Genomic DNA, 24,852 nt, shown 5'->3' with positions numbered 1-24,852 from the left:
TATGTGCATCGGCGGCAACAAATTAAATTGGATTTTAGAACCCCCGATTGGGTCGATATGTGACATCTCGATCACACTTCGTCATGGGCCGGGGATGACAAGGCGGCCGGGCGCGATAGAATTAATTTTAATTCAGCTTCTGCCCTCTTCTCCTTTTTTGTTGTCTGTTTCTCGATCTTTTTTTATCCCGTTCCATCCGCCTTATGCCCCGGAAACACGCCATGCCCGCCCCCAACGCCTATCTCGCCGGTCTGCCGACGACGATCTTCACCGTCATGTCGCAACTCGCCGCCGAGCACGGGGCCATCAATCTGGGCCAGGGCTTTCCCGATACCGAAGGGCCGAGGGAACTCATCGAGGCCGCCGCCGCCGCCTTGGGCGACGACCGCAACCAATACGCTCCCCTGACCGGCCTGCCCGAACTGCGCGAGGCCGTCGCCCGCGGCAATCGGGAGTCCTATGGACTCGCCGTCGATCCGGCCACGGAGGTCGTCGTCACCTCCGGCGCGACGGAAGCCATCGCCGCCTGTCTCATGGCCGTCGTGGAACCCGGCGACGAGGTGGTGCTGATCGAGCCTCTTTATGACACCTATCTGCCGGTGCTGCGCATGATCGGCGCGACGCCTCGCTGCGTCCGTCTGCATCCGCCCGGCTGGTCGCTCGATCCCGCCGAGTTGCGCGCCGCTTTCGGTCCCCGCACCAAGGCGATCCTGCTCAACTCGCCGATGAACCCCAGCGGCAAGGTCTTCACCCGCGAGGAACTCGGCCTCATCGCCGGGCTGGTGACGGCGTTCGATGCCTATGCCATCTGCGACGAGGTGTATGAGCATCTCACCTTCGGCGTGAAGCACATCCCGCTGATGACGCTGCCGGAGATGCGCGAGCGCTGCATGCGGATCGGCAGTGCGGGCAAGAGTTTCTCTCTTACCGGATGGAAGGTCGGCTACGTCACCGCTCCGGCTCCGCTCGCCGCCCTCGTCGCCAAGGCGCATCAGATCCTCGTCTTCTCCACCGCGCCCAACCTCCAGCGCGCCGTCGCCGTAGGGTTGGGACTGGGCGAGAGCTACTTCCGGGCGCTGGCGGAGGAATTGCGCGCCAGGCGCGATCTGCTGGCGGATGGCCTGCATGGTCTCGGCTTCCCGACCCTTCCCGCCGACGGCAGCTATTTCCTCGTGACCGATATTTCCCGCCATGCGAACGGCCGCGACGATGTGACCTTCTGCCGCGATATGGTCAGGCAGGCGGGCGTCGCCGCCATCCCGGTTTCCGCCTTCTACGCCCCTGACGGGCCGGAACCGCCGCGCAACCTCATCCGCTTCGCCTTCTGCAAAAGGCACGACGTGCTGCAGGACGCTCTCATCCGCCTGCGCGCCGCTTTCGGCTGAACGCTCCCAAAAACGTCGGGCGCCGTCGCCAAACCCTTGGCGGCTGTCTCGAAAGTCGTTGGGTCATGGGGGCGGCGCTGCCGGGGCTCTGCCCCGGACCCCGCCAAAGGGCGGTCGCCCTTTGGAAACCCTTTAATTGAATTTGTTGAAATTCATGGGGGGAAGGGCAGAGCCCTGATCGGCGTGGGTCGCGATTTCTGAAACACTCTCTATAAAGGCTGTCTCGAAAGTTGTTGTATCATGAAGGCGACGCTTCCGGGGCTCTGCCCCGGACCCTGCCAAAGGGCGGTCGCCCTTTGGAAACCCTTTAATTGAATTTGTTGAAATTCATGGGGTGAAGGGCAGAGCCCTGATCGGCGTGAGTCGCGATTTCTGAAACACTTTCTTTTAAAAGTCTTTTTGCTTCTTTTTCTTCAGAAAAAGAAGAACACTCCCGAACGGCCCGGGGACTCCCGTCGGCGCCATCGCGCGGTTGCTTCCCCGCCGGGCGGGAGTTACCCTCCGGCCCGGCGCGACACTGCTCTGGCGCGCGACCCGGCCACGGAAGACATCAGGACCGCCATGAAGCTGCGCAGCATCAACGATCACTATGCCGTCTCCCCGCAGATCACGGTGGCGGATCTGCCCGCCGTGAAGGATGCGGGCTTCGCGGGCATCATCTGCTTCCGCCCTGACGGCGAGGACCCGGACCAGCCGACCGCCGCCGAGATCGGCGTCGCGGCGGAGACGCTCGGCCTTCAGTTCGTGCATGTGCCGGTGCGGTCCGGCGGCGAGCCCGACGCCTATGCCCTGCGCGCCACGCGCCGCGCGCTGGAGGACATGCCCGGCAAGGTGCTGGGCTACTGCAAGGGCGGCGGCCGCGCCGAACGCGCCTATATGCTCGCGGCCACCACGCCCGCCGAAGCCCCGGCCGTCCGCCATTTCGACGTGGTGATCGTCGGCGGCGGGGCGGGTGGGATCGCTGCCGCCGCCAGCCTGCTCAAGCGCCGCCCCGGCACCACCATCGGCATCGTCGAGCCGTCGCTCGAACATTATTACCAGCCCGGATGGACGCTCGTCGGCGCGGGCGTCTTCACCCCGGAACAGACGCGCCGCTCCGAGCTGAAGATCATGCCGGCGGGCGCGAACTGGCTCCGAAACGCGGCGAAGACCTTTCATCCCGACACGCACAGCGTCACCCTCGACGACGATACCTCCGTGACCTACAGCGTGCTCGTCGTGGCGCTGGGCATCAAGCTCGACTGGGACGGCATCGAAGGGCTGGCGGACACGCTGGGCCGCAACGGCGTGACCTCCAACTACCGCTACGACCTTGCCCCCTATACCTGGGAGCTGGTGCGGAGCCTGCGGAGCGGTACGGCGCTCTTCACCCAGCCGCCCATGCCCATCAAATGCGCGGGCGCGCCGCAGAAGGCCGCCTATCTCTCCTGCTCCGAATGGGAGCGCCGCGGGGTGAAGCACGCGATCGACGTCGCGTTCGACACCGCCACGCCGGCCCTCTTCGGCGTCGCCGACTACGTTCCCCCGCTGATGGACTATATCCGGAAATACGACATCGCCCTGCATCTCCGGTCGAAGCTGGTCAGGGTCGATGGTGAGCGCCGCATCGCTACTTTCGAGCGCACGACCGGCGCGGGGCCGGAGTCACGCACCGAGACGGTCGAGCGTTCCTTCGACATGCTCCATGTCGTCCCGCCACAGACCGCGCCGGACGTATTGCGCGAGAGCCCGCTGGCCGGGGCGGACGGATTCCTGAGCGTCGATCCCGCCACGCTGCGCCATACCGCCTATGAGGATGTGTATGGTCTCGGCGACTGCATCGGCGCGAGCAACGCCAAGACCGCCGCCGCCGTGCGCAAGCAGGCTCCCGTCGTCGCGCATAACGTCGTCCGCCGCCTGCGCGAGAAGGCCGGTTTCGCGGTGAAGGAGCCGGTCGCCCTGTACAGCGGGTACGGCGCGTGTCCGCTGACGGTCGAGAAGGGGAAGATCGTGCTCGCGGAGTTCGGCTATGGCGGCAAGCTGATGCCCACCTTGCCCGAGTGGATTCTGAAAGGCACGACGCCGACGCGCCTCGCCTGGTTCCTCAAGGAGAAGGTGATGCCGCTGCTCTACTGGTATGGCATGTTCCGGGGACATGAGATCCTCGTGAAGCCCGATTTCCGGCAGGAGGACTGAGCTGGTGAGCGCGCCTTCCGAACGTCTCGCGCCTGAGGACCTCGTCGCCGCCATCGGCTCGGTGGTCGGGAGCGAGCGGGACCTGATCGCCACCATGGCGAATGTGTCCGCGATGATCTACGAGGCGCTTCCCGATCTGAACTGGGCCGGGTTCTATCTCTTCAAGGAGGGCGAACTCGTTCTCGGCCCGTTCCAGGGCCGCCTCGCCTGCACACGCATCCCGCTCGGGCGCGGCGTCTGCGGCACGGCGGCGGCGCGGCGCGAGACGATCGTGGTCGAGGACGTCCACGCCTTTCCCGGCCATATCGCGTGTGACGCCGCCTCCGCCTCGGAGATCGTCGTTCCGGTCATTGCCGGCGAGCGCCTCGTGGGCGTGCTGGATGTGGATAGCCCGCGCAAGGCGCGCTTCGGCGATGCGGAGCGGGAGATGATGGAGGCGATCGCCGCGATCGTGGCGGGGGTGGATCTCTGAACTCGTTCTTTTTTGGAAAAAAGAACCAGAAAACGTCTTTTGGTTGGCGTCGGAGGCTTCGGGTGGGGCGTCGTGCGTGATGACACGCGCCCCGTGCCGGTTACTTCGCCAGCGCGTCCTTGACGTGCTTGGCCGGCGAGAAGGCCAGCTTCTTCGACGCGGCGATCTCGATCGTCTCGCCTGTGCGGGGGTTGCGGCCCTGGCGCGCGGCCGTCTCACGAACCTCGAACTTGCCGAAGCCCGGAATCGAAACCTCATCGCCCTTCACGGCGGCTTCGACGATGCTGCTGAACACCGTGTCCAGAGCAGTCTTGGCGTCAGCCTTGGTGCTGCCGGTGGCTGTGGCGATGCGGTCGATCAAATCGGTGGACTTCATGTCATTCCTCTTTGTGGTGTAACCTCCGCGCAGCCATAGGCGCAGATCGGGGCCGAAACAAGGCGTTAGCGCAGAAAAACGGCGGTGCGTGGCAGATGTCGCCATCGCCTGCTGATTACAGATACTTTAGGAATCTCCCAGCGTAAAGCCCGCGCGCTCAGGCGTCGCTTGCGATCCTGCCGTAAAATTCGATCTGGTCGAAATGCAGGCAGGATCGTCCCGGAATGGTGAGGCGCACGCAGCGCGCCCGGATTCCGGTGACATTGAGCCAGACATAGGGGGAACCGTCCGCACCGCCGAACACGAGGGAATCGTTCTTGATCATGATGGCGAACCATTTCTCGCCGTCCGGCGATGCTTCCAGCCGGAAATTCGCCATGCGATCCAGCGCGTCGTCCAGCCTGTTGAACAGCCGCATCTCATGCACGAAGCAGGTCTGGCCGAAATCGATCATCCACCAGGGATTGTCTTCCAACGCCGTATGGTTCTGCGCCTTGCCGCAAATCGCGCCGTTGATCAGGGCGCGCGCGTCCTCGTCCGTGGTGCGATCGTGAATCGTGGAGGACTGCGTGACCCTGAGGGCGATCCGGCACAGATTGGACCAGCGCGACGGGGGAAAGAGCGCCGCGCGCCAGCCCTGGGCGAGGATCCGCGACCAGTAATCGGCCAGATACGTGTCCTCCACCTCATTGGTGAGGCGGATGAAATTCTGCCGCTCGTCGGAAGACAGGTCGCCCCAGATCGACTGCGAGGCGAAACACCCCGAGAGACTGCGCTTCACGCGCAAATCGAAATCTTCCTCCGATTTGATGTTGTAATGGGCGATGAACGCCTTATCGGCGAGTCTCGTCCGTCTGTCATCCGTGTTCAGGAGCGCCCAGGCGGATTCGGCAAAATTCGTGTAGTAATCCGTCATGTCGTCATAGATGACATTGCACGCCTTGATGGATTTATTCAGGGAAAAGGGATCGTGATTGATGGGGATGTCGTTTCTTACGTAGAAATCCGCATAGCCGATCTTTTCCGTCTTGACGAGGACTTTCGTGAGCGGGCTGGCGCCGATTTCCCGCCGTGTGTAATTCCGCAGAACGCTTCCGCCGGGGCGTGTTCTGTGTCCGTTATTTCCGAAGCAGCACCAGTTGAAATAGACCGCGTCCCAGGCGCGAAAATCGCGCATGAAGCGGCCGATATGATCGACGCCCTTGAGGCACAGGAATTCGTCCACGTCCAGAAACATGACGTATTCCGTCTCCGTGGAGTATCTCCAGAGGAAATGAAAATACATCTGATACTGAAGGCCGATGAAACCATAATGGACGAAGGTGACGTACGGTTCCTTTTCCTTCAGGAACGGCAGCAGGGCCTCGTAAATTTCCGTCGGGTCGTCGTCATTCGAGTAGATATAAATATGGTCGAATCCGATCGACCTATGATAATTGACCCATTCGACGATATAGGGCGTTTCCCATCGCGCGCAGGCGGCGATGGCGTATGTATGGACCGGCGCGGGCCGCTCCCCGTCATTTTCGACAATGGCCCTGGGAGTTGTCGCGAAATTCGAAAGAACACGCTTCTTCTCTTCATTCACGGCGTCGAAAATCGAGGGTTCCATCGGCACTTTCCCTGACATGAGGCACATGGCCCAAATCCCGGGGCAGGCTATCGTCCGGGCCGGATTAGGGCAACCTGAGCGCGCGAAGCGAACCCGGGCGCGCATCAGGGAGTCCTGACGGTGGCGTCCTCCCGTCTCTTGCGCTATCCGGGACAACTCCCTGCCGCTGCAAGTGTCGCCCATGCCCCACGATCACACCCACGATCACGATCATCCGCCCGCGCCCGGCCATCGTCACGATCACGGGCATGATCACGGGCACGAGTCCGGGCACCATCATGGCCATCATCACGTTCCCGCGCGCTTCGGCGCGGCCTTCGCCGTGGGCATGGCGCTCAACACGATCTATATCGTCGGCGAGGTCGTCTGGGGCCTGCGCGCCCATGCGCTCGCCCTCCTCGCCGATGCCGGCCACAACCTCTCCGACGTGCTGGGTCTCGGCGTGGCCTGGCTCACCACCGTCCTCGCGCGCCGCTCTCCCTCCGCCCGCTTCACCTACGGGCTCAAGCGTTCCACCATCCTCTCCGCGCTGGGCAACGCCATTCTCATCCTCCTCGTCACCGGCGGCATCGCCTGGGAGGCGATCCTGCGGCTGCTTCATCCCGCTCCCGTCGCGGGATGGACCGTCACCATCGTCGCCGCGATCGGCATCGCCGTGAACGGCGGCACCGCCCTCCTGCTCATGAGGGGCAGCGAAGACGACATGAATGTGCGCGGCGCCTTCCTCCACATGGTCTATGACGCGCTGCTCGCGCTGGCGGTCGTCCTCACCGGCATCGCGATCGCCCTGACCGGGCGGATGATCCTCGATCCCCTCGTCAGCCTGTTCGTTTCCGCCGTCATCATCGCCGGAACCTGGTCCTTCCTGCGCGGCGCGCTGGGCATGGCGCTGGACGCCGTGCCCGCCGGGATCGACCCTGCCGCCGTCACGACCGCGCTGCTGGGCCTCGACGGCGTGCGCGACGTGCATCACCTGCATATCTGGGCGCTCAGCACCACGGAGACCGCGCTGACGGCCCATATCGTCGCCGATCCCGCGCCCGTGTCCGGAGCAGAGGCCGCAGGGCCGGATTTTCTCCTCAAGAGGGCCGCCGAGATGCTGGCCGCCCGCTTCGACATCGACCATCCCACGTTGCAGATCGAGCGGACCGCCTGCGCCGCCCACATGACCTGTCCGGGCCGGGCCGACGCTCAGGACGGCCCCCCCCTGAACGGCTCCCCATGAGCAGTTCCCCATGAGCAGTTCCAAGAACCGCCTCGGCCTCACCTCGCTCGCGGTCGCCGTCATCGCCTTCGCGCTGAAATATCTCGCCTGGCGCGTCAGCGGCAGCGACGCCCTGCTGTCCGACGCGATGGAGACGGTCATCAACATCGCCGCCGCCATCGGGGCGCTCTGGGCGCTGTCCTTCGCCGATCGGCCGCCCGACGAGAACCACACCTACGGCCACGGCAAGGCCGAATATCTCTCCGCCGTCATGGAGAGCGTGCTCGTCATCCTCACCGCCATCGGCATTGCCGACATCGCCTGGCGCGCCTGGCACGATCCGCATCCCCTGCGCGCGCCCTGGCTGGGCATCGCGCTCAACGCCGCCGCGGGGGGGTGAATCTCGTCTGGGGCCTGACACTCCGGCGGGCCGGACGCCGCCACCGCTCTCCCGCGCTCAGCGCCAGCGGCACGCATGTCCTCTCCGATGTCTGGACCACCGTCGCCCTCGTCACCGGAGTCGCCCTCATTCCCCTCACGGGATGGGAGCGACTCGACTCCGTCCTTTCCGCCCTCGTCGCCTTCAACGTGCTGCGCATGGGGTTCGGCATGACGCGCCAGTCCATCGGCGGGTTGATGGACGAGGCGCCCGACGCCGAGACGGTCGAGCTGGTCCGCGCCGTGATCGCCGAGACGGCGGAGGGCGCGATCGAGGCGCATGATCTCCGCTTCCGCCGCGCCGCCGACACCAGCTTCATCGAGTTCCATCTCGTCGTTCCCGGCGCGATGACCGTCCAGGACGCTCACACGATCTGTGATCGGGTCGAGCACGCCCTGCGCCGCCAGCTTGGCCGCGCGCTCATCCACATCCATGTCGAACCCGAGGAAAAGGCCAAGCATTCCGGCGTCCTCGTGCTTCCCTGAAACCGTCCCGCCTCCGCCATTCCGCCACCATTATTTCGAATTAATCCGCAGCATGCTTGACCCTGGCGCATCCGCGCTGTCAGGAGCGGGGATGCGTGGTCTCCGCGCGCACATTCCCGGTTGAAGGACGACAATGCGCCCCGGAACGGCCCTCCTGCATCAGCACCGACTCGATCACCTCCGCCGCTCCGCGTGGGTGACGACCACACAGTGGCGCCGCGCCCTCACATGGTGGCTCGGCGCCGTGCTCGTCGGCGTCGTCGCGGTCTCCTTCGCCGCGCTTTCCGACAAGGCGGGGCTCCTGTGCGCGCGGATGGTCCACTGGAATCCCTGCGTCATGCTCGCCGTCCTGCCCGCGGGACTCGCCCTGTCCACCTGGCTCACCCGCCGGTTCTTCAAGGGCGCGCAGGGCAGCGGCATCCCCCAGACCATCGCGATGCTGCATATCGACAATTTCGCCGCCGTCGATCGCGTGCTTGCGCTGAAGACCGCCATCGGCAAGATCATCCTCACCATCTTCGGGCTGCTCTGCGGCGCGTCCATCGGCCGCGAGGGGCCGACTGTGCAGATCGGCGCCTCGATCATGCACGCCTTCTCCCGCCTGCTCGGCATCTCCAACGTCACCATGAAGCGCGGGGCCATCCTCGCGGGCGGCGCGGCGGGCGTCTCGGCCGCCTTCAACACGCCGCTTGCCGGAATCGTCTTCGCCATCGAGGAACTCTCCCATTCCTTCGAGCAGCGCACCTCGGGCACCATGCTGGCCGGTGTCGTCCTCTCCGGCGTCACCGCCATCGCGCTGGTCGGCAACTACACCTATTTCGGCCATACGGACGTGGATGTGCCCATCGGCACCGCGTGGATCGCCGTGCTGGCCTGCGCCATCATCGGCGGTGTCGCGGGCGGCTCCTTCTCCGCCATTCTCGTGCGCGCCTCGCGCGGCATTCCGGGCCTGCTGGGGCGCTTCGCCATGCGGCGGCCGGTCGCCTTCGCCGCGAGCTGCGGCCTCGTCCTCGCCCTGATCGGCCTCGCCAGCCATGGCGCGACCTACGGCACCGGATACGGCCAGGCCCGCGCCATCATCGACGGAACCGAGCATTACCCCGCCTCCTTCTTCCTCTATAAATTCGCCGCCACCATCGTGTCCTACCTGTCCGGAATTCCCGGCGGCCTCTTCGCGCCCTCGCTCTCCATCGGCGCGGGAATCGGCGGCTGGATCCAGCAATTCCTGCCGCACAGCACGCCGGGCGCGGTCGTCCTGCTGGGCACCGTCGCCTATTTCTCCGCCGTCGTGCAGGCGCCGCTGACGGCGACCGTCATCGTCATGGAAATGTGCGACAACCAGCAGGTGACGCTCGCGCTGATGGCCACGTCCTTCCTCGCTTTCGGCATTTCCCGCAGCATCTGCCCCCGCCCGCTTTATACCGCCCTGGCGGAGCGCTTCATGGAGGCCGTGGAGCGCGCGCCCGTCACGCGGCGCGAGGAACTCAGGACGGAGATCGAGGAGCGGAGGTAAGGAGGCGCCGCAATATCGGGGGGTCTTGCTTCTCTTCAGACGAACGCCATCCGGTCCACGTCCAGCATGCCCCGGTCGGTGATCTTCAGATGCGGGATCACCGGCAGCGGCAGGAAGGCGAGTTGCAGGAACGGCTCCTCCAGCGTTCCGCCCAGCCCGCGCGCCACGTCGCGCAGCACCACCAGCGCGTCCCGCACCGCCTCGTAGGGCTGGTCGCTCATCAGCCCCGCGACGGGCAGCGGCAGTTCCGCCAGTACCACGCCGTCCCGTACGGCCACGAATCCGCCGCCGATTTCCGCCAGTCGGTTCAGCGCCCGCGCCATGTCCGCGTCATCCAGCCCCACCGCGCAGAGATTATGGCTGTCATGCCCGACGGAGGAGGCCAGCGCCCCGCCCGTCAGCCCGAATCCCTTCACGAATCCCCGGCCGATATTGTCGTTCACCCCATGTCGCGCGACCACCACCACCTTGGCGACATCCGCCGCCGGATCGGGCAGGACGATCCCGTCGCGCTCGGGCAGGTCGATCCGCAGGAACGTCGTGATGATCTGCCCCGGAATCACCCCGATCACCGACCGCGCCGCGCCGGACCCGGTGACGGCGAGATCCTCCGCGACCAGCCTCCGCGCCAGCTTCACGCTCTCCAGCCCTACCGGCGCGATCACCTCCCGCGCGGCGAAGAGCGCATCGTCCACCAGCCGGCCGCCCGCGATCACGTCGGAGACGCGGCACGATTCCAGCGCGTCCAGCAGCACGATATCCGCCCGCCATCCCGGCGCGATCATCCCCCGGTCGCGCAGCCCGAACGCCGTCGCGGCGGAGAGCGACGCCGCCCGATAGGCCGCCACCGGCGCCACGCCGCGCGCGATCGCCGTCCGGATCATGAAATCCAGATGCCCCTCATGCGCGATCTCCAGCGGATTGCGGTCATCCGTGCAGAAACACAGGAACGGCGCCGTCTGCGGCGTCAGGAGCGGGATCAGCGCGCGCAGATCCTTGCAGACGGACCCCTCGCGGATCAGCACGGTCATCCCCTTGCGGATCTTCTCCAGCGCCTCCTCCGCCGAGGTGGCTTCATGATCCGTCCGGATTCCCGCCGCGAGATACCCGTTCAGCGCGGTTCCCCGCAGCAGGGGCGCATGGCCGTCCACATGCCCGCCCGCGAACGCCGCCAGCTTGTCGAGGCATCCGGCATCCCCGCCCAGCACGCCGGGGAAATTCATGAACTCCGCCAGCCCGATCACCTTCGGATGATCGCGGAAGCGCAGCAGATCCGACGCCTCCAGCACGGCGCCGGAGGTCTCCATCGGCGTCGCCGGCACACAGCTCGACAGATTGACCCGCAGATCCATCACCGTCCGCCCGGCGCAGGCGAGGAAATAGTCGAACGCCGCCACCCCCAGCACATTCGCCATCTCGTGCGGATCGCAGATCGCCGTCGTCACCCCGTGCGGCAAGACGCAGCGATCGAACTCGAAGGGCGTGACCAGCGAGGATTCCACATGCAGATGCGTGTCGATGAATCCCGGCACCGCCACGCGCCCGCGCCCGTCGATGACGCGCCGCCCCTCATAGCGCCCGTATGTGCCGACGATCGTGTCCCCGCAGAGCGCGATATCCGTCGGCACCAACTCGCCGGTCACGACATCCAGCAGCCGCACGTCGCGCACGACGCAGTCCGCCGGTTCCAGCCCCTGTCCCTGACGAATGCGTCGCGCGAGCGTCCCGTGCATGAGCGGTCCTTCCTGTTCCGTTTCCGTCATTCTCGCGCCTGCCGCCGGACTTGCCAACGGGATCAGCGTGCTTCTTCAGGAAGGGAAGGACGCTCACGCGCTGGAGCGCCCTCGCAGCAGGTCGATCTGCGCGGTGATCCGGCGGATCGTCTGCGCCAGCCCCTCGATGATCCGGGACAGAAGCCGGATCTTGCGCGCGTTCTCCCGCGGGTTCACACCCGCCAGTTTCCGCGACAGGGCCTCGACCTGCGCCTCCAGATCGTCGATCCGTTTCAGGATCGCCTGAATTTCACACTCATCCACCGGTGCCTCCCTGGACTGAGGCCCCATGATAGGCTGCGCCGCCCCGCGCGCCAACTCGGCGCGCGGGACTGTCTCAGCCGCGCAGCATGCGCGCCGCGCTCACCATGTTGACGATGGCCGGGCGGACTTCCTCCCATTTGCGCGTCTTCAGCCCGCAATCGGGATTGACCCAGATCTGGTCGTCATCCAGCCGTTTCCGCGCCGCCCGCAACAGCGCCACCATCTCCTCGACGTCCGGCACGCGGGGGGAGTGGATGTCATACACGCCCGGCCCGATCTCCGCCGGGTAGGCGTATTCGGCGAACGCATCGAGCAGTTCCATCCTGGAGCGCGCCGTCTCGATGGAGATCACGTCCGCGTCCATCGCCCCGATCGCGGCGATGATGTCGTTGAACTCCGAGTAGCACATATGGGTGTGGATCTGTGTTGCGTCCGCGACGCCCGAGGCCGCGATGCGGAAGCTCTCCACCGCCCAGTCGAGATAATTCCGCCACTCCGCCCGGCGCAGCGGCAGGCCCTCGCGCAGCGCCGCCTCGTCGATCTGGATCATGCGCGCGCCCGCCTTCTCCAGATCGAGCACCTCGTCGCGAATGGCGAAGGCGATCTGCCGGCACGTCACGCTGCGCGGCTGGTCGTCCCGCACGAAAGACCAGTTGAGGATCGTCACCGGGCCGGTCAGCATGCCCTTGAGCGGCCGTTCCGTCAGTGACTGGGCGTAGCGCCACCATTCGACCGTCATCGCCGCGGGGCGCGACACGTCGCCGAAAATGATCGGCGGACGGACGTAGCGCGAGCCGTAGGACTGCACCCAGCCATGCTTGGTGAACACGAATCCGGCCAGTTGCTCGCCGAAATACTGCACCATGTCGTTGCGCTCGAACTCGCCATGCACCAGCGCGTCGAGCCCGACCTCCTCCTGCCAGCGCACCGCCCGCGCCGTTTCCTCGCGCAGGAACGCGGTGTAGGACTCGTCGGAAAGCGCGCCTTTCGCGTGGTCCGCCCGGGCGCGCCGCACTTCCGGCGTCTGCGGGAAGGAGCCGATCGTCGTCGTCGGCCAGGCGGGAAGGCCGAGCGCCGCCCGCTGCGCCTCGCGGCGCGTGCCGAAGGGCGAGGCCCGCCGCGAATCGTGCTCTCCCTGCGTCGCCAGACGGTCCCGCACCGCCGGATCGTGGATCTTCGGCGAGATCCGCCGGGCGTCCCGCGCCCGGTCCGACGCCGCGAGCGCCTCGGTCGCGGCGTCGCGCCCCTCGTTCAGCGCCAGCGCCAGAATGCGCAGCTCCTCGATCTTCTGCACCGCGAAGGCGAGCCAGGACGCCACGTCCGGGTCCAGATCGGTCTCCCGCGCGAGGTCGATCGGCACGTGGATCAGCGAGCAGGACGGCGCGATCACCACATTCCCGCGCGCCTTCACCACCGGCTCCAGCCGGTCCAGCAGCGCCGAGAGATCGGCCCGCCATATGTTGCGGCCGTCGATCACTCCCAGCGACAGCAGCAGGTCGGGCCGCGCGCCCGCCACGACCGCCGCGAGTTGCTCCGGCGCGCGCGCGAGATCGACATGCAGCCCCTGCACCGGCAGCGCCAGCGCGGTGGCGAGATTGTCCCCCAGCGCGCCGAAATAGGTCGCCAGCATCAGCTTCAGCGACGGGGCGGCGCGCGTCAGATGCGTGTAGGCCGCGCCGAACGCCGCCCGCGCTTCCGCCGTCAGGTCGAGCACCAGCGCCGGTTCGTCGATCTGCACCCACTCCGCCCCGGCGTCCGCCAGGCGGCCCAGCACCTCGGCATAGGCCGGCAGCAGCTTCGGCAACAGCGTCAGCGGGTCCGCCCCGTCCCGCGCCTTGCCCAGCAGCAGATAGGTCACGGGTCCGAGCAGCACGGGCCGCGTGACGAGTCCCTGCGCCTTCGCTTCCAGAAACTCGTCCACGATCTTCGTGGAGGCGAGGCGGAACGCCTGACCGGCGGAAAATTCCGGCACGAGATAATGATAGTTCGTGTCGAACCACTTCGTCATCTCGCCCGCCGTCACCCCGGCCGCGCCGCGGGCCATGGCGAAATACGTGTCGAGCCCGACCGTTCCGCCGTCCCAGCCATAGGCCTCCGGCACCACGCCGAACAGTGCGGAATTGTCCAGCACATGATCGTACAGCGAGAAATCGTTGGACGGCACGATGTCCGCCCCGCCCTCCTGCTGGCGTTTCCAGTTCTCCGCCCGCAACGCCGCCGCGGTGTCGAGCAGCGTCTGGCGCGGCGCCTTGCCGGACCAGTAGGATTCGAGGGCCGTTTTCAGTTCCCGGCGCGGCCCGATGCGCGGAAACCCGAGTGTGGCGACGCTGACGCCCATGTCATTCTCTCCCGAAGTGACCGGAGGGGGTTCGAAACGGCCGGACGCTCCCGCCGCCCGGACCCTCCACCGGAGGCATGTCTGTCGTCATGGCAGGTCTCCTGGCTCGCGGGTCGTCATCCTCGCGCCGTCTTCCCGGGCCCTCGCGGACCCAGTGACATCATGGCGCGCGATTCGCCGCTGACAGTTGCGGGGGCAGCGCCGGATTTCCACCGGCTTCCCTCTTGGCCTCACGCCGGAACGGCGCGCGGAACCATGACGACACGCTTCCTAGACCGGGAGGAGAGACGCTGTCAAACAACTTGCGTATATAAGGAAATCATTATATAGATACGTCATGCCCGATCCGCTCAGTCTCTTCCAGTCTCTCGCCGATCCGACCCGCCTGCGCATTCTCGCCCTGCTGCGCCAGATGGAACTCTCCGTCGGCGAGCTTGCCCAGGTGCTCGGCCAGAGCCAGCCCCGCGTCTCCCGCCATCTGCGCGTCATGGTCGAGGCCGGGCTCGTCTCCCGCCGCAAGGAAGGCAACTGGGTGTTCCTTGCCCCCGGCCCGGCGCGGCTCGTCGAACCCGCCTTCGCCGCGATCGACGCCTGGCAGGAGGAGGGCGATCCCCAGGCCGAGGCGGACAGCGCCCGTCTGGCCGCGATCAAATCCCTGCGCGTGACCGAGGCGGAGGATTATTTCGAATCCCATGCCGCCGAATGGGACGCCATCCGCTCCCTCCATGTCGCCGAGGCCGAGGTGGAGGAGGCGATCCTCCGCACCCTCTCCGGCCCGACGCTCGGCACGCTGGCCGATCTCGGCACCGGCACGGGCCGCATGATCCAGCTTCTCGCCCCGCTGGCCGATCGCGCCATCGGCATCGACCGCAGCCCCGCCATGCTCCGCGTCGCCCGCAGCAAGTTCGGCGATCCGTCGGAGCCGGTCGCGGGGCAGCAGATCGCCGGGTCGAAGATCACCTGGCGGCAGGGCGACCTCTCGGCCCTTCCGCTACCGGCCGCCGGCGTGGATACCGCGATCATGCATCAGGTGCTGCATTACGTGACGCATCCCGGCCCGGCCATCGCGGAGGCCGCGCGCATTCTGCGTCCCGGCGGACGTCTGCTGGTGGTCGATTTCGCCGCCCATGACCGGATCGAACTGCGCGACCGCGACGCGCATGCCTGGCTCGGCTTCTCGGACGACCGGATGCGCGGCTGGCTCGCCGAGGCCGGATTCGGCAATATCGCGATTGCGACGCTCGACGGTTCCATCGATGTCCGGCTCTGGCTCGGCACGTTGCGGGGTTAGCGGACAGGGTGTGGGCTGCCTAAATGGCCAAATTTGCCGTTTATGGGCGAATTTCGACCTATAGTAGTGAAAATAGCACAATAAATCCACGTATTTCGATTTGGCACGGCATTTGCATAGGGATAGTCACCCCGGCGCTTCCGCCATGGGGCAGAGTTTCAGGAGAGTCCCATGATCCGCACGTCCTTTTTCGCCGCCATGCTTTTCGCGGCCCTTCCCGTCGCTGCCGTTGCCGCTCCCGCTCCCGCGCCGGATACGGTCAGCACGTCCATCGACATTTCCTCCGTCGATCTGAGCAATGATGCGAACTGGGATCGCGTGAGCGACCAGGTCGCGGCGGCGGCGGCGGAAGTCTGCGAGCGCGTCGTGCCGGAGGACGATCGCTATTTCGATATCGAGAGCTGCGAGAAGCGGGCCCGTCAGGACGCCCATGAGCAGATGAAGGCGGCGCTGGCCCGGCAGGAAACCATGGCGAAAACCCGTTTCGCCGCCACCGCGCATGCGCCGCGTGGATGAGGCGGGATCAGGGCGAGCGCGGCAGGCGAATCACGAAGCGCGCGCCCTGCACCTGTCCGTCGCCGTCCAGGCGGTTCTCCGCGTGGAGCGTGCCGTGCAGCGCCTCGATGATCTGCCGGCTGATCGCCAGACCGAGCCCCGAATGTTGCCCGAAATGTTCCGAATGCGGACGTTCCGAATAGAATCGATCGAAAATATCTTCCAGCTTGCCTTCGGGAATGCCCGGTCCCTCGTCGCTGACGAAAATCTCCACCTGCTGGCTGCCGCGCGCCGTCGCGCCCAGGGTGATGAGGCCGCGTCGCGGCGAAAAGGAGATCGCGTTGCCGATCAGGTTGCGCAGCACCTGGACCAGCCGGTCCTCGACGGCGAAGACGCGCAGGGGCTCGTCTTCCCCGCTGTCCTCCAGTTGCAGGATGGGGGCGTTCACCCCCCGTGTCGTCTGGTGCATCTCGGTCAGCAGGGCGAGGAGGTTGGTCACGTCCACGGGTTCCGGCCGGATGCGTGACATTTCGGCGTCGAGACGGCTGGCATCCGAGATATCGGTGATCAGCCGGTCCATCCGCCGCACGTCGTTGCCGATGATGCCGAGCAGGCGGGTCTGGCGCTCGCGGTTTTCTATGCGGGGCAGCGTCTCGATGGCGGAGCGGATGGAGGAGAGCGGGTTCTTCAGCTCATGGCTGACATCGGCGGCGAAGCGCTCGATCGCGTCCATCCGCGCCCAGAGCGCCAGCACGGAGCCGCGCAGGGCGCGCGCCAGCACGCCGATCTCGTCGCGCCGCGCGAGCAGGTTCTCCGGCACCGCGTCGACGCGGCCGGACTCGTCGCGCATCTGGTGACTTGCGGCGGCCAGGCGGAGCAGCGGGCGGGCGATGGTCAGCGACAGGTACCACGAGAGCAGCACGGTGACGATCAGGGCGACGAGGAACAGCGACAGGATCGAGGACCGGACGGTGAAGAGCGAGCGGTCCACCTCCTGCGCCTGGCGGGTCAACTGGATGACGCCCACGGTCTGCCCGTCATGGATGACGGGTTCGGCCACGGTGATCACGAGCTGGTGGTCCGGTGTGCGGCGGATATAGGGGGCGGCTTCCACGATGCCGGAGGGGGTGACGCTGCTGGCCTGCGGCGCGGGCGGCTCGGGCACGTCCAGCGTCACGATGCCTTCGCGCGAACTCAGCGGCAGGAGGGAGAGCAGCCAGTCATAGGCGATCTCGACGATGTTGTTGCGCGGCGGCGTCCAGGCGGGCGGGATGGGAGGCGGCAGAGGCTCTTCCGTCACGCCGGGTTTCAGGGCGCGCCTGGGCCGGTGGCGCGCGAGTGCCGCTTCCTCCCGGCTGTCGGCGATCAGCTTGCCGTCCGGCCCGACCAGCCGCGCATGGGCGTGCGGGCTCGGCTCCGTCAGCCGCAGGAGCAGCGGCTTGGCGCGGGCCGCGTCGAGCACGTATTCCGCGCCCGGCAGCGGATGCCGTTCCGTCGAGCGTTCCGCGTCGAGCTGGCCGATCGCGTTGGCGTAGATATGCGCCTGTTCGCGCAGGGCGTTCACGTCCGTTTCCAGCAGGCTGTTCTGGAAATCGTTGAGGAAGAGCAGCGTGACCGCGAGCAGCGCGAGGGGCAGCGTGTTGACCAGCAGCAGCCGCCGCATGAGCGGTGAGGCCAGGCGCGGGCGGCGCAGATAGGCGGCGGAGAGGCGCGGCGTGGTCGTGTCCGGGCCGGGATCGAACGCCCCGTTCATGCGGTGACGGCGGCGGGCCAGCCGCTTCCACCGTATCAGCCGGAAAAGATGGCGGAGAAGGCCGAGCGGATCGTCCCAGACGCGCCGTCGCCGTGTCGCCGGCGTGGCGTTCAGGAGCTGTTCGCGCGGCGGCTCCATCGGGGACACGGGCGGTCAGTCTTCCTTGTAGCGGTAGCCGATGCCGTAGAGCGTCTCGATCTGGTTGAAGGCCTCGTCCACCTGGCGGAATTTCTTGCGGACGCGCTTGATATGGCTGTCGATCGTCCGGTCATCGACATAGATGTTGTCGCCATAGGCGGCGTCGATGAGCTGGTCGCGCGATTTGACCATGCCGGGGCGCAGGGCGAGCGCCTTGACCAGCAGGAATTCCGTCACCGTCAGCGGGATGTCCTTCCCGGCCCAGAGGCATTGATGGCGGGTTTCGTCCAGCGTCAGGCTGCCGCGCAACAGGGCGCTCGCCGCGCCGGGGGCGCCGTTGGCCTCGGCGCGGCTGGCTTCCTGCCGCCGGAGCAGCGCGCGGATGCGTTCCAGCAGCAGGCGCTGCGAGAAGGGTTTGGTGATGTAGTCGTCCGCGCCGAGGCGCAGGCCCATGAGCTGGTCCAGCTCCTCGTCCTTCGAGGTGAGGAAGATCACCGGCAGGGCCGAACGGGCGCGGAGTCTTTGCAGGAGTTCCATCCCGTCCATGCGGGGCATCTTGATGTCCAGCACCGCGAGGCTGACCGGGCGCGCGCCGATCCCCTGCAACGCGGCCTCGCCGTCCGTATAGGTGTGGACGATGAAGCCCTCCGCCTCCAGCGCCATCTGCACCGAGGTCAGGATGTTGCGGTCGTCGTCCACGAGAGCGATCGTGTGCCTGGTGGTGGGTTCCATCATCGACTGCCTGTTTTCCATCTTTGCCTCGGAGTCCCGCCGGCGAGACTCCGCAGCCGGACGATCAAAAGTCTTTTTGCTTCTTTTTCTTCAGAAAAAGAAGAGAGGGGTGCGGGCTCCCGGTGAGGCCGCGCCGTCGCATGGAACGGGCCGCTATTTCCGGACCGCCGTGGCCAGGTCCCGCAACTGATGCAGCACCGCCGGGACGGTGTCCTTCGTCGCGCGGCCGTTATCCAGCGTTCCGGCGAGGGTGTGGATCAGCGCGGAGGCGACAACGGCGGCGTCCGCCGTGCGGGAGGCGTGTGCCGCCTGTTCCGGCGTGCGGATGCCGAAGCCGATGGCGACGGGCAGGTCGCTCGCCGCCCGGATGCGCGGGATGGCGGCGGCGAGTTCGTCCGCCGAGGCGCTGCGCGTGCCGGTGATGCCGGTGATGGCGACGTAATAGATGAAGCCGCGCGCCTCGGGCAGGATCTCGCGCAGGCGGGCGTCCGAGGTGTTGGGGGCGACGAGGCGGATGACGTCCAGCCCGTTCGCCGCCGCGTCCGCCGCCAGCAGGTCGGATTCCTCGGGCGGCATGTCCACGACGATGAGCCCGTCCACGCCCGCCGCCGCCGCGTCGGCGCAGAACCGGCGTGGGCCGTAGCTGTCGATCGGGTTGAGATAGCCCATGAGGATGACCGGCGTGTCCCGGTCCTCCTCGCGGAAGCGGCGGACCATCTCCAGCACCTTGCGCAGCGTCGCGCCCGCCGCCAGGCCGCGCAGGGCGGCGGCCTGAATCGTCGGGCCGTCGGCGGCGGGGTCGGAGAAGGGGACGCCGATCTCGATCAGGTCGGCCCCTGCCGCGGGCATGCCGCGCAGGAGGGCGAGGGAGGTCTCGGCGTCGGGGTCGAAGGCCTGGAGATAGGGGATGAGCGCGCCGCGCCCTTCCGACTTCAGCGCGGCGAAGCGCGCGGCGATCCGGCTCACAGGGTCACTCCCAGATGTTGCGCCACGGTGAAGATGTCCTTGTCCCCGCGGCCCGAGAGATTGAGCACGATGATCCGGTCCTGCGGGAGTTTCGGGGCGAGCGTCATGACATGGGCCAGCCCGTGGGCGCATTCGAGCGCCGGGATGATGCCTTCCGTGCGGGTCAGGAGCTGGAACGCGTCCAGCGCCTCCTGGTCCGTCGCGCCGACATAGGTGGCGCGGCCGATCTCGTGCAGCCAGGAATGTTCCGGGCCGATGCCCGGATAGTCCAGCCCGGCGCTGATGGAATGCGCCTCCTCGATCTGGCCGTTTCCGTCCTGAAGCAGGTAGGTGCGGTTGCCGTGCAGCACGCCGGAGCGTCCGCGCGAGATGGAGGCCGCCGTCTTGCCGGACTCCAGCCCCAGCCCGGCCGCCTCGACGCCGATCAGTTTCACCGAGGGCTCGTCGAGGAAGGGGTGGAAGATGCCCATGGCGTTCGAGCCGCCGCCGATCGCCGCCACGATGTAGTCCGGCAGGCGCCCTTCGGCCTCGAGGATCTGTTCGCGCGTTTCCTCGCCGATGATCGACTGGAAATCGCGGACCATGCGCGGGTAGGGGTGCGGTCCGGCGACGGTGCCGACGAGAAAATACGTGTCGGCGACATTGGCGACCCAGTCGCGCATCGCCTCGTTCATCGCGTCCTTGAGCGTGCCCGCCCCCGCCGTGACGGGTTTCACCTCCGCGCCGAGGAGATGCATGCGGAAGACGTTGGGCTTCTGCCGCTCGACATCGGTCGCGCCCATGTAGATCACGCATTTCAGCCCGAACAGCGCGCAGACCGTGGCCGTCGCCACCCCGTGCTGTCCGGCGCCGGTTTCGGCGACGATGCGCGTCTTGCCCATGCGGCGGGCGAGCAGGATCTGGCCCATCACGTTGTTGAGCTTGTGCGAGCCGGTGTGGTTCAGCTCTTCGCGCTTGAGGTAGATTTTCGCGCCGCCGAGCTCCTGCGTCAGGCGTTCCGCGAACCAGAGCGGGCTCGGGCGGCCCACGTAATCGCGGAAATAATAGGCCAGCGTCTCATGGAAGGACGGGTCGTTGCGCGCCGCTTCATAGGCGGTTTCGAGATCCTTGACGAGGGGGATCAGCGTTTCCGCCACGAACTGGCCGCCGAACGTGCCGAACCGCCCGCGCCAGTCCGGCCCGGCGCGCAGGCTGTTGGGCTGGGTCTGGGGGTCGGAAGCTGGCATCGTCGTCCTCTGGTCGTTCTGTGCGGTGCGGAGTCCCGTGATCGCGGGTGTCTGCGATATCAGAGGGGGGCGGACTCGTCTATGACTTCGCGCGGGCACTTCGCGCGGGAGCGGCTGACAGGGTGGCGATCCTGAGGCAAGGTGAGGCGGGTTTCGGAAGGGAGAGCGGCCGATGCGTTATCTGGTTTTGCTGTCGATGCTGATGTTCACGCCTGCGATGGCGGATGAAATCGACGTCCATGCCGCGTATCGGCCTGTCGTGGTGTCCAATCTGCGGCGCATGGCGGCGGCCTGCACGGCAATCGGCCAGGTTGACGGGAAGCCGAGCGGTCTGACGCTGCATGTCTTTGCCCTGCTGGAGCCGGGGGATCGGCGGCCGCAGGATGCGCATGTCTATCTGGCCGCGACGTCGGGGAAAATGCCGCTGCTGCGGGGAGCCGATGCGCAGGGAAATGGGTTGCAGGGGGATGGGGCGGAGATCATGGTGCCGTCCTCTCCGGCATTGCTGGCGGAAAATCCCGATGTGGTGGCGGCGCTGACGCCTGACGAGACATTGACCTTCAAGGCGGTGGCCAGTCTCGATCAGCCGCCCGGCGCGGGGTTCACCGATCGGCAGGCGCGCGGCTGGCTGCATCTGCTCGACGCCAGGATGGCGGCCTGGGCGGGCGTGATCTTCGCGCTCTTCGTGCCGGATGCGCAGGTGGTGACGGTCACCGTGGCGCCGCGCTCGGAACTGGATGTCATGGAAGGCGGCGCGGCGCGGCCTTTGGTGATCAATCATGGCGATGCGCCGTGGCGCTACAGTTTCAGGCCCGCCGATTTTTCCGACGACGCCGTCTTCTCCGCGACGAGGGCGATCATGGCCGTCGATCTGCCCTTGCCCGTGACGTTCAGGAGCTGGAAATGGCGCAAGTAAGGTGCGGGTGAAGTCGGGGCCCCCGGTTTTTCAGCCCTTGCCTTCGAAGAAATCCTTCACGCGGGCGAAGAAGCTGGCGTGTTCCGGGCTGGCCTTGGCGCGGTCCTGCTCGCCGGCCTCGGCCTCGTATTCCTCCAGGAGTTCGCGCTGGCGCTTCGTGAGGTGCTGCGGCGTCTCGACGGCGACGTGGATATACATGTCGCCGCGGGCGGAGGAGCGCAGGACGGAGAAGCCCTTGCCGCGCAGGCGGAGCTGGTCGCCGGACTGGGTGCCGGCGGGGATTTTCAGCATGGCCATGCTGCCGTCGATGACCGGCACCTCGATGTCGGTCCCGAGCGCCGCCTGTGTCATGCGCAGGGGGACGCGCATGTGGATGTGTGCGCCGTCGCGCTCGAACATGTCGTGCCGGGCGATGGCGAGATGGACGTAGAGATCGCCCGGCTGCGCGCCTTTGCCGCCGGATTCGCCCTCGCCGGAGAGGCGGATGCGCGAGCCGTCCTCCACGCCCGCGGGGATGGTGACGCTCAGCGTGCGGGTGGTCTGCTTCGCGCCCGTGCCCTGACAGGCACGGCAGGGATTGCTGACCGTCGTGCCGCTGCCGTGGCAGGTCGGGCAGGGGCGTTCGACGAGGAAGAAGCCCTGCTGCGCGCGGACCTTGCCCGCGCCGTGGCAGGTCGGGCAGGTCGAGGGGCCGGCGTCGGGGTCGGCGGAGCCTGAGCCGCCGCAGACGTCGCAGGTCATGCGGGTGCGGAAGCTGACCTCTTTCGAGACGCCGGAGAAGGCTTCGAACAGGCTGATTTCGACCTGGATCTGGATGTCGGCTCCCGTGTGACGCCCGCCGCTTCGGCGGCCGCCCATCATGTCGCCAAACATCTGCTCGAAGATGTCGCCCAGACCGCCTGCGCCGAACCCGCCGAATCCGCCGCCGCCGCTCCCCATGCCGCCCTGGGTGAACGCCTCATGGCCGAAGCGGTCATAGGCCGCGCGCTTCTGCTCGTCCTTCAGCACGTCATAGGCTACATTGACGGCCTTGAACTTTTCCTCCGCCTCCGCGTCGCCCGGATTGCGGTCGGGGTGCCAGCGCATCGCCTGCTTGCGGTAGGCCTTCTTGAGATCGTCCGGCGAGGCGTCGCGGGAGACTTCGAGGACGGCGTAGAAATCGAGCTGGGTGGCCATGGGCGGTCCGGGCTTCAGAGGGAGGTCTGGGCTTCTTCTTTTTCCGAAGAAAAAGAAGAAAAGAGACTTTCAATCTTTTGACTGCGGAAGCCCGTTATGGACTCCGCAGTCAAAGTCGCAAAAGCCTTCCGGTTCTTTTTTCAAAAAAGAACGAAGAACCTCACTTCTTGTCGTCGATTTCCTCGAAATCGGCATCGACGACGTTGTCGTCCTTCGGCGCGCCGGAGGCGTGAGCCCCGGCCTCGCCGTCCGGCTGGGCGGCGTAGGCGGCCTGACCGACCTTCATCGCCGCCTGCGTCAGGCGCTCGGCGGCGGATTTGACGGCCTCGACATCCGTGCCGTTGAGCGCCTCCCTGACGGCGGCGATGGCGGCCTCGGCCTCGGACCTGTCGGCCGCCGGAACCTTGTCGCCCGCCTCGGAGAGGGACTTCTCGGTCTGGTGGACGAGCGCCTCGGCGCTGTTGCGCTGCTCGACCAGTTCGCGGCGGGCCTTGTCGGCGGCGGCGTTGGCCTCGGCCTCCTTGACCATCCGGTCGATATCCGACTCCGACAGGCCGCCGGAGGCCTGGATCTTGATCTGCTGCTCCTTGCCCGTCGCCTTGTCCTTGGCGGAGACGTTGACGATGCCGTTCGCGTCGATGTCGAACGTGACCTCGATCTGCGGCACGCCGCGCGGGGCGGGGGCGATGCCGGTCAGGTCGAAATTGCCGAGCAGCTTGTTGTCCGCCGCCATCTCGCGCTCGCCCTGATAGACCTTGATGGTCACGGCGTTCTGGTTGTCCTCGGCCGTCGAGAAGGTCTGGCTCTTCTTCGTCGGGATCGTCGTGTTACGGTCGATCAGACGGGTGAACACGCCGCCCAGCGTCTCGATGCCCAGCGAGAGCGGGGTCACGTCGAGCAGCAGGACGTCCTTCACGTCGCCCTTGAGCACCGCGCCCTGGACCGCCGCGCCGATGGCCACCACTTCGTCGGGGTTGACGTTGCGGGCGGGCTCCTTGCCGAAGAACTGCTTCACGGTCTCGACGACCTTGGGCATGCGCGTCTGGCCGCCGACGAGGATGACCTCGTCGATCTGCGCGGCGGAGACGCCCGCATCCTTCAGCGCGGCCTGGCACGGGCCGAGCGTGCGCTGGACCAGATCGTCCACGAGGCTCTCCAGCTTCGCGCGGGACAATTTGACGACGAGGTGCTTCGGCCCGGTGGCGTCCGCCGTGATGAAGGGGAGGTTGATCTCCGTCTCCTTGGCGGAGGAGAGTTCGATCTTCGCCTTCTCGGCGGCTTCCTTCAGGCGCTGGAGGGCGAGCTTGTCGCCGCGCAGGTCGATGCCCTGCTCGCGCTTGAACTCGTCGGCCAGGTAGCCGATCACGCGGTTGTCGAAATCCTCGCCGCCGAGGAAGGTGTCGCCGTTGGTGGACTTCACCTCGATCACGCCGTCGGAAATCTCGAGCACGGAGACGTCGAACGTGCCGCCGCCGAGGTCATAGACCGCGATGGTGCCGGAATCGCGCTTGCCGAGGCCGTAGGCCAGGGCCGCCGCCGTGGGCTCGTTGATGATGCGCAGAACCTCGAGCCCGGCGATGCGGCCGGCGTCGCGCGTGGCCTGACGCTGCGCGTCGTTGAAGTAGGCCGGGACGGTGATGACCGCCTGCGAGACCTTCTCGCCGAGATAGGCCTCGGCGGTCTCCTTCATCTTGCCGAGCACGAAGGCCGAGATCTGGGACGGGGCGAATTTCTCCGGCTTCCCGTCCACCGTGGCCTCGACCCATGCGTCGCCGTTGTCGCCCTTGACGATGGCGTAGGGGACCATCGCCTTGTCCTTCTCGACGGTGGGATCGTCGTAGCGGCGGCCGATCAGGCGCTTGACCGCGTAGAAGGTGTTGGACGGGTTGGTGACGGCCTGACGCTTGGCGGCCTGGCCGACGAGGCGCTCGCCGCCCGGGGTGAAGGCGACCATGGAGGGGGTGGTGCGCGCGCCTTCGCTGTTCTCGATCACGCGGGTTTCGTCGCCCTCGCGGATCGCGACGCAGGAGTTGGTCGTGCCGAGGTCGATACCGATGACTTTGCTCATATTCTCTTTCCTTTCAGCGGCGGAAACCGGCCCTCAGAGGCACCGGAAACCGTCCT

General features: G+C 66.9%; 19 protein-coding genes, 1 pseudogene and 1 riboswitch. Of the genes and pseudogenes, 9 read left to right on the top strand and 11 right to left on the bottom strand.

The window, feature by feature from the left end:
• The first annotated feature begins 221 nt into the window (after positions 1–221).
• The 3 genes from EDC31_RS07955 (at position 222) to EDC31_RS07945 (ending at position 4,032) form a co-directional block, all read left to right on the top strand.
• Positions 222–1,385 carry an aminotransferase gene (locus EDC31_RS07955; RefSeq protein WP_042061730.1) on the top strand — a complete coding sequence of 388 codons (1,164 nt, stop codon included), beginning with the start codon at positions 222–224 and terminating at the stop codon, positions 1,383–1,385.
• A 561-nt stretch (positions 1,386–1,946) separates the two neighbouring features.
• Positions 1,947–3,560, top strand: coding sequence for a bifunctional protein tyrosine phosphatase family protein/NAD(P)/FAD-dependent oxidoreductase (locus EDC31_RS07950; RefSeq protein ID WP_042061111.1), 1,614 nt, complete (start codon positions 1,947–1,949; stop codon positions 3,558–3,560).
• A 4-nt stretch (positions 3,561–3,564) separates the two neighbouring features.
• The gene (locus EDC31_RS07945; protein ID WP_081797812.1) at positions 3,565–4,032 is read left to right on the top strand and encodes a GAF domain-containing protein; all 468 of its coding nucleotides are present in this window, start codon (positions 3,565–3,567) and stop codon (positions 4,030–4,032) included.
• A 100-nt stretch (positions 4,033–4,132) separates the two neighbouring features.
• Here EDC31_RS07945 and EDC31_RS07940 read toward each other — a convergent pair whose 3' ends face one another.
• On the bottom strand, positions 4,133–4,408 hold the full coding sequence (locus EDC31_RS07940) for an HU family DNA-binding protein (protein WP_042061107.1): 276 nt from the start codon (positions 4,406–4,408) through the stop codon (positions 4,133–4,135).
• Positions 4,409–4,565: 157 nt separating this feature from the next.
• A complete protein-coding gene (locus EDC31_RS07935; RefSeq protein WP_052512153.1) occupies positions 4,566–6,020 on the bottom strand; it encodes a glycosyltransferase family 2 protein in 1,455 nt (484 codons plus the stop codon).
• A 181-nt stretch (positions 6,021–6,201) separates the two neighbouring features.
• Here EDC31_RS07935 and EDC31_RS07930 point away from each other — a divergent pair, with 181 nt between their 5' ends.
• The 3 genes and pseudogenes from EDC31_RS07930 to EDC31_RS07920 all read left to right on the top strand — a co-directional run bounded on the left by EDC31_RS07930 (position 6,202) and on the right by EDC31_RS07920 (position 9,661).
• Positions 6,202–7,245 (top strand): cation diffusion facilitator family transporter, encoded by a 1,044-nt coding sequence (locus tag EDC31_RS07930; protein WP_042061105.1) that lies wholly within the window; start codon positions 6,202–6,204, stop codon positions 7,243–7,245.
• A gap of 10 nt (positions 7,246–7,255) precedes the next feature.
• Positions 7,256–8,148 (top strand): annotated as a pseudogene (locus EDC31_RS07925) (cation diffusion facilitator family transporter).
• A gap of 133 nt (positions 8,149–8,281) precedes the next feature.
• Positions 8,282–9,661 (top strand): chloride channel protein, encoded by a 1,380-nt coding sequence (locus tag EDC31_RS07920; protein ID WP_042061103.1) that lies wholly within the window; start codon positions 8,282–8,284, stop codon positions 9,659–9,661.
• Positions 9,662–9,696: 35 nt separating this feature from the next.
• Here the strand turns inward: EDC31_RS07920 and ade are convergent, their stop codons facing one another.
• From ade to metE, 3 genes are all read right to left on the bottom strand, one after another.
• On the bottom strand, positions 9,697–11,394 hold the full coding sequence (gene ade, locus EDC31_RS07915) for an adenine deaminase (RefSeq protein ID WP_042061122.1): 1,698 nt from the start codon (positions 11,392–11,394) through the stop codon (positions 9,697–9,699).
• A gap of 93 nt (positions 11,395–11,487) precedes the next feature.
• The gene (locus EDC31_RS07910; protein WP_042061102.1) at positions 11,488–11,697 is read right to left on the bottom strand and encodes a hypothetical protein; all 210 of its coding nucleotides are present in this window, start codon (positions 11,695–11,697) and stop codon (positions 11,488–11,490) included.
• Positions 11,698–11,770: 73 nt separating this feature from the next.
• Complete coding sequence (gene metE / locus EDC31_RS07905) at positions 11,771–14,035, bottom strand: 5-methyltetrahydropteroyltriglutamate--homocysteine S-methyltransferase (RefSeq protein WP_042061100.1); 2,265 nt, start codon at positions 14,033–14,035, stop codon at positions 11,771–11,773.
• 74 nt (positions 14,036–14,109) lie between these two features.
• Positions 14,110–14,308: riboswitch (cobalamin riboswitch) on the bottom strand.
• 64 nt (positions 14,309–14,372) lie between these two features.
• On the opposite strand from metE, the gene EDC31_RS07900 reads away from it, so the two are divergent.
• Complete coding sequence (locus EDC31_RS07900) at positions 14,373–15,326, top strand: ArsR/SmtB family transcription factor (protein ID WP_042061098.1); 954 nt, start codon at positions 14,373–14,375, stop codon at positions 15,324–15,326.
• Between the two features lie 171 nt (positions 15,327–15,497).
• Entirely contained in the window at positions 15,498–15,842 is a 345-nt protein-coding gene (locus EDC31_RS07895; protein WP_042061096.1) for a UrcA family protein, read from the top strand.
• A 7-nt stretch (positions 15,843–15,849) separates the two neighbouring features.
• Here the strand turns inward: EDC31_RS07895 and EDC31_RS07890 are convergent, their stop codons facing one another.
• From EDC31_RS07890 to trpB, 4 genes are all read right to left on the bottom strand, one after another.
• Positions 15,850–17,574 (bottom strand): stimulus-sensing domain-containing protein, encoded by a 1,725-nt coding sequence (locus EDC31_RS07890; RefSeq protein ID WP_042061121.1) that lies wholly within the window; start codon positions 17,572–17,574, stop codon positions 15,850–15,852.
• Positions 17,575–17,727: 153 nt separating this feature from the next.
• Positions 17,728–18,444 carry a response regulator transcription factor gene (locus EDC31_RS07885; protein WP_042061117.1) on the bottom strand — a complete coding sequence of 239 codons (717 nt, stop codon included), beginning with the start codon at positions 18,442–18,444 and terminating at the stop codon, positions 17,728–17,730.
• A 153-nt stretch (positions 18,445–18,597) separates the two neighbouring features.
• Complete coding sequence (gene trpA / locus EDC31_RS07880) at positions 18,598–19,410, bottom strand: tryptophan synthase subunit alpha (protein WP_042061094.1); 813 nt, start codon at positions 19,408–19,410, stop codon at positions 18,598–18,600.
• On the bottom strand, positions 19,407–20,636 hold the full coding sequence (gene trpB / locus EDC31_RS07875) for a tryptophan synthase subunit beta (RefSeq protein ID WP_042061092.1): 1,230 nt from the start codon (positions 20,634–20,636) through the stop codon (positions 19,407–19,409). The genes trpA and trpB overlap by 4 nt, the downstream gene beginning before the upstream one ends.
• A 172-nt stretch (positions 20,637–20,808) precedes the next feature.
• On the opposite strand from trpB, the gene EDC31_RS07870 reads away from it, so the two are divergent.
• Positions 20,809–21,552, top strand: a complete 744-nt coding sequence (locus EDC31_RS07870; RefSeq protein ID WP_052512151.1) for a hypothetical protein — start codon at positions 20,809–20,811, stop codon at positions 21,550–21,552.
• Between the two features lie 30 nt (positions 21,553–21,582).
• On the opposite strand, the gene dnaJ is transcribed toward EDC31_RS07870, so the two are convergent.
• The gene (gene dnaJ / locus EDC31_RS07865) at positions 21,583–22,728 is read right to left on the bottom strand and encodes a molecular chaperone DnaJ (protein ID WP_042061090.1); all 1,146 of its coding nucleotides are present in this window, start codon (positions 22,726–22,728) and stop codon (positions 21,583–21,585) included.
• Positions 22,729–22,888: 160 nt separating this feature from the next.
• Positions 22,889–24,796, bottom strand: coding sequence for a molecular chaperone DnaK (dnaK, locus tag EDC31_RS07860; protein WP_042061088.1), 1,908 nt, complete (start codon positions 24,794–24,796; stop codon positions 22,889–22,891).
• Between the last annotated feature and the right edge of the window lie 56 nt (positions 24,797–24,852).

The organism is Acidomonas methanolica (assembly GCF_004346035.1).
GTDB lineage: Bacteria > Pseudomonadota > Alphaproteobacteria > Acetobacterales > Acetobacteraceae > Acidomonas > Acidomonas methanolica.
This window is presented reverse-complemented; position numbering and strand designations above follow the sequence as displayed.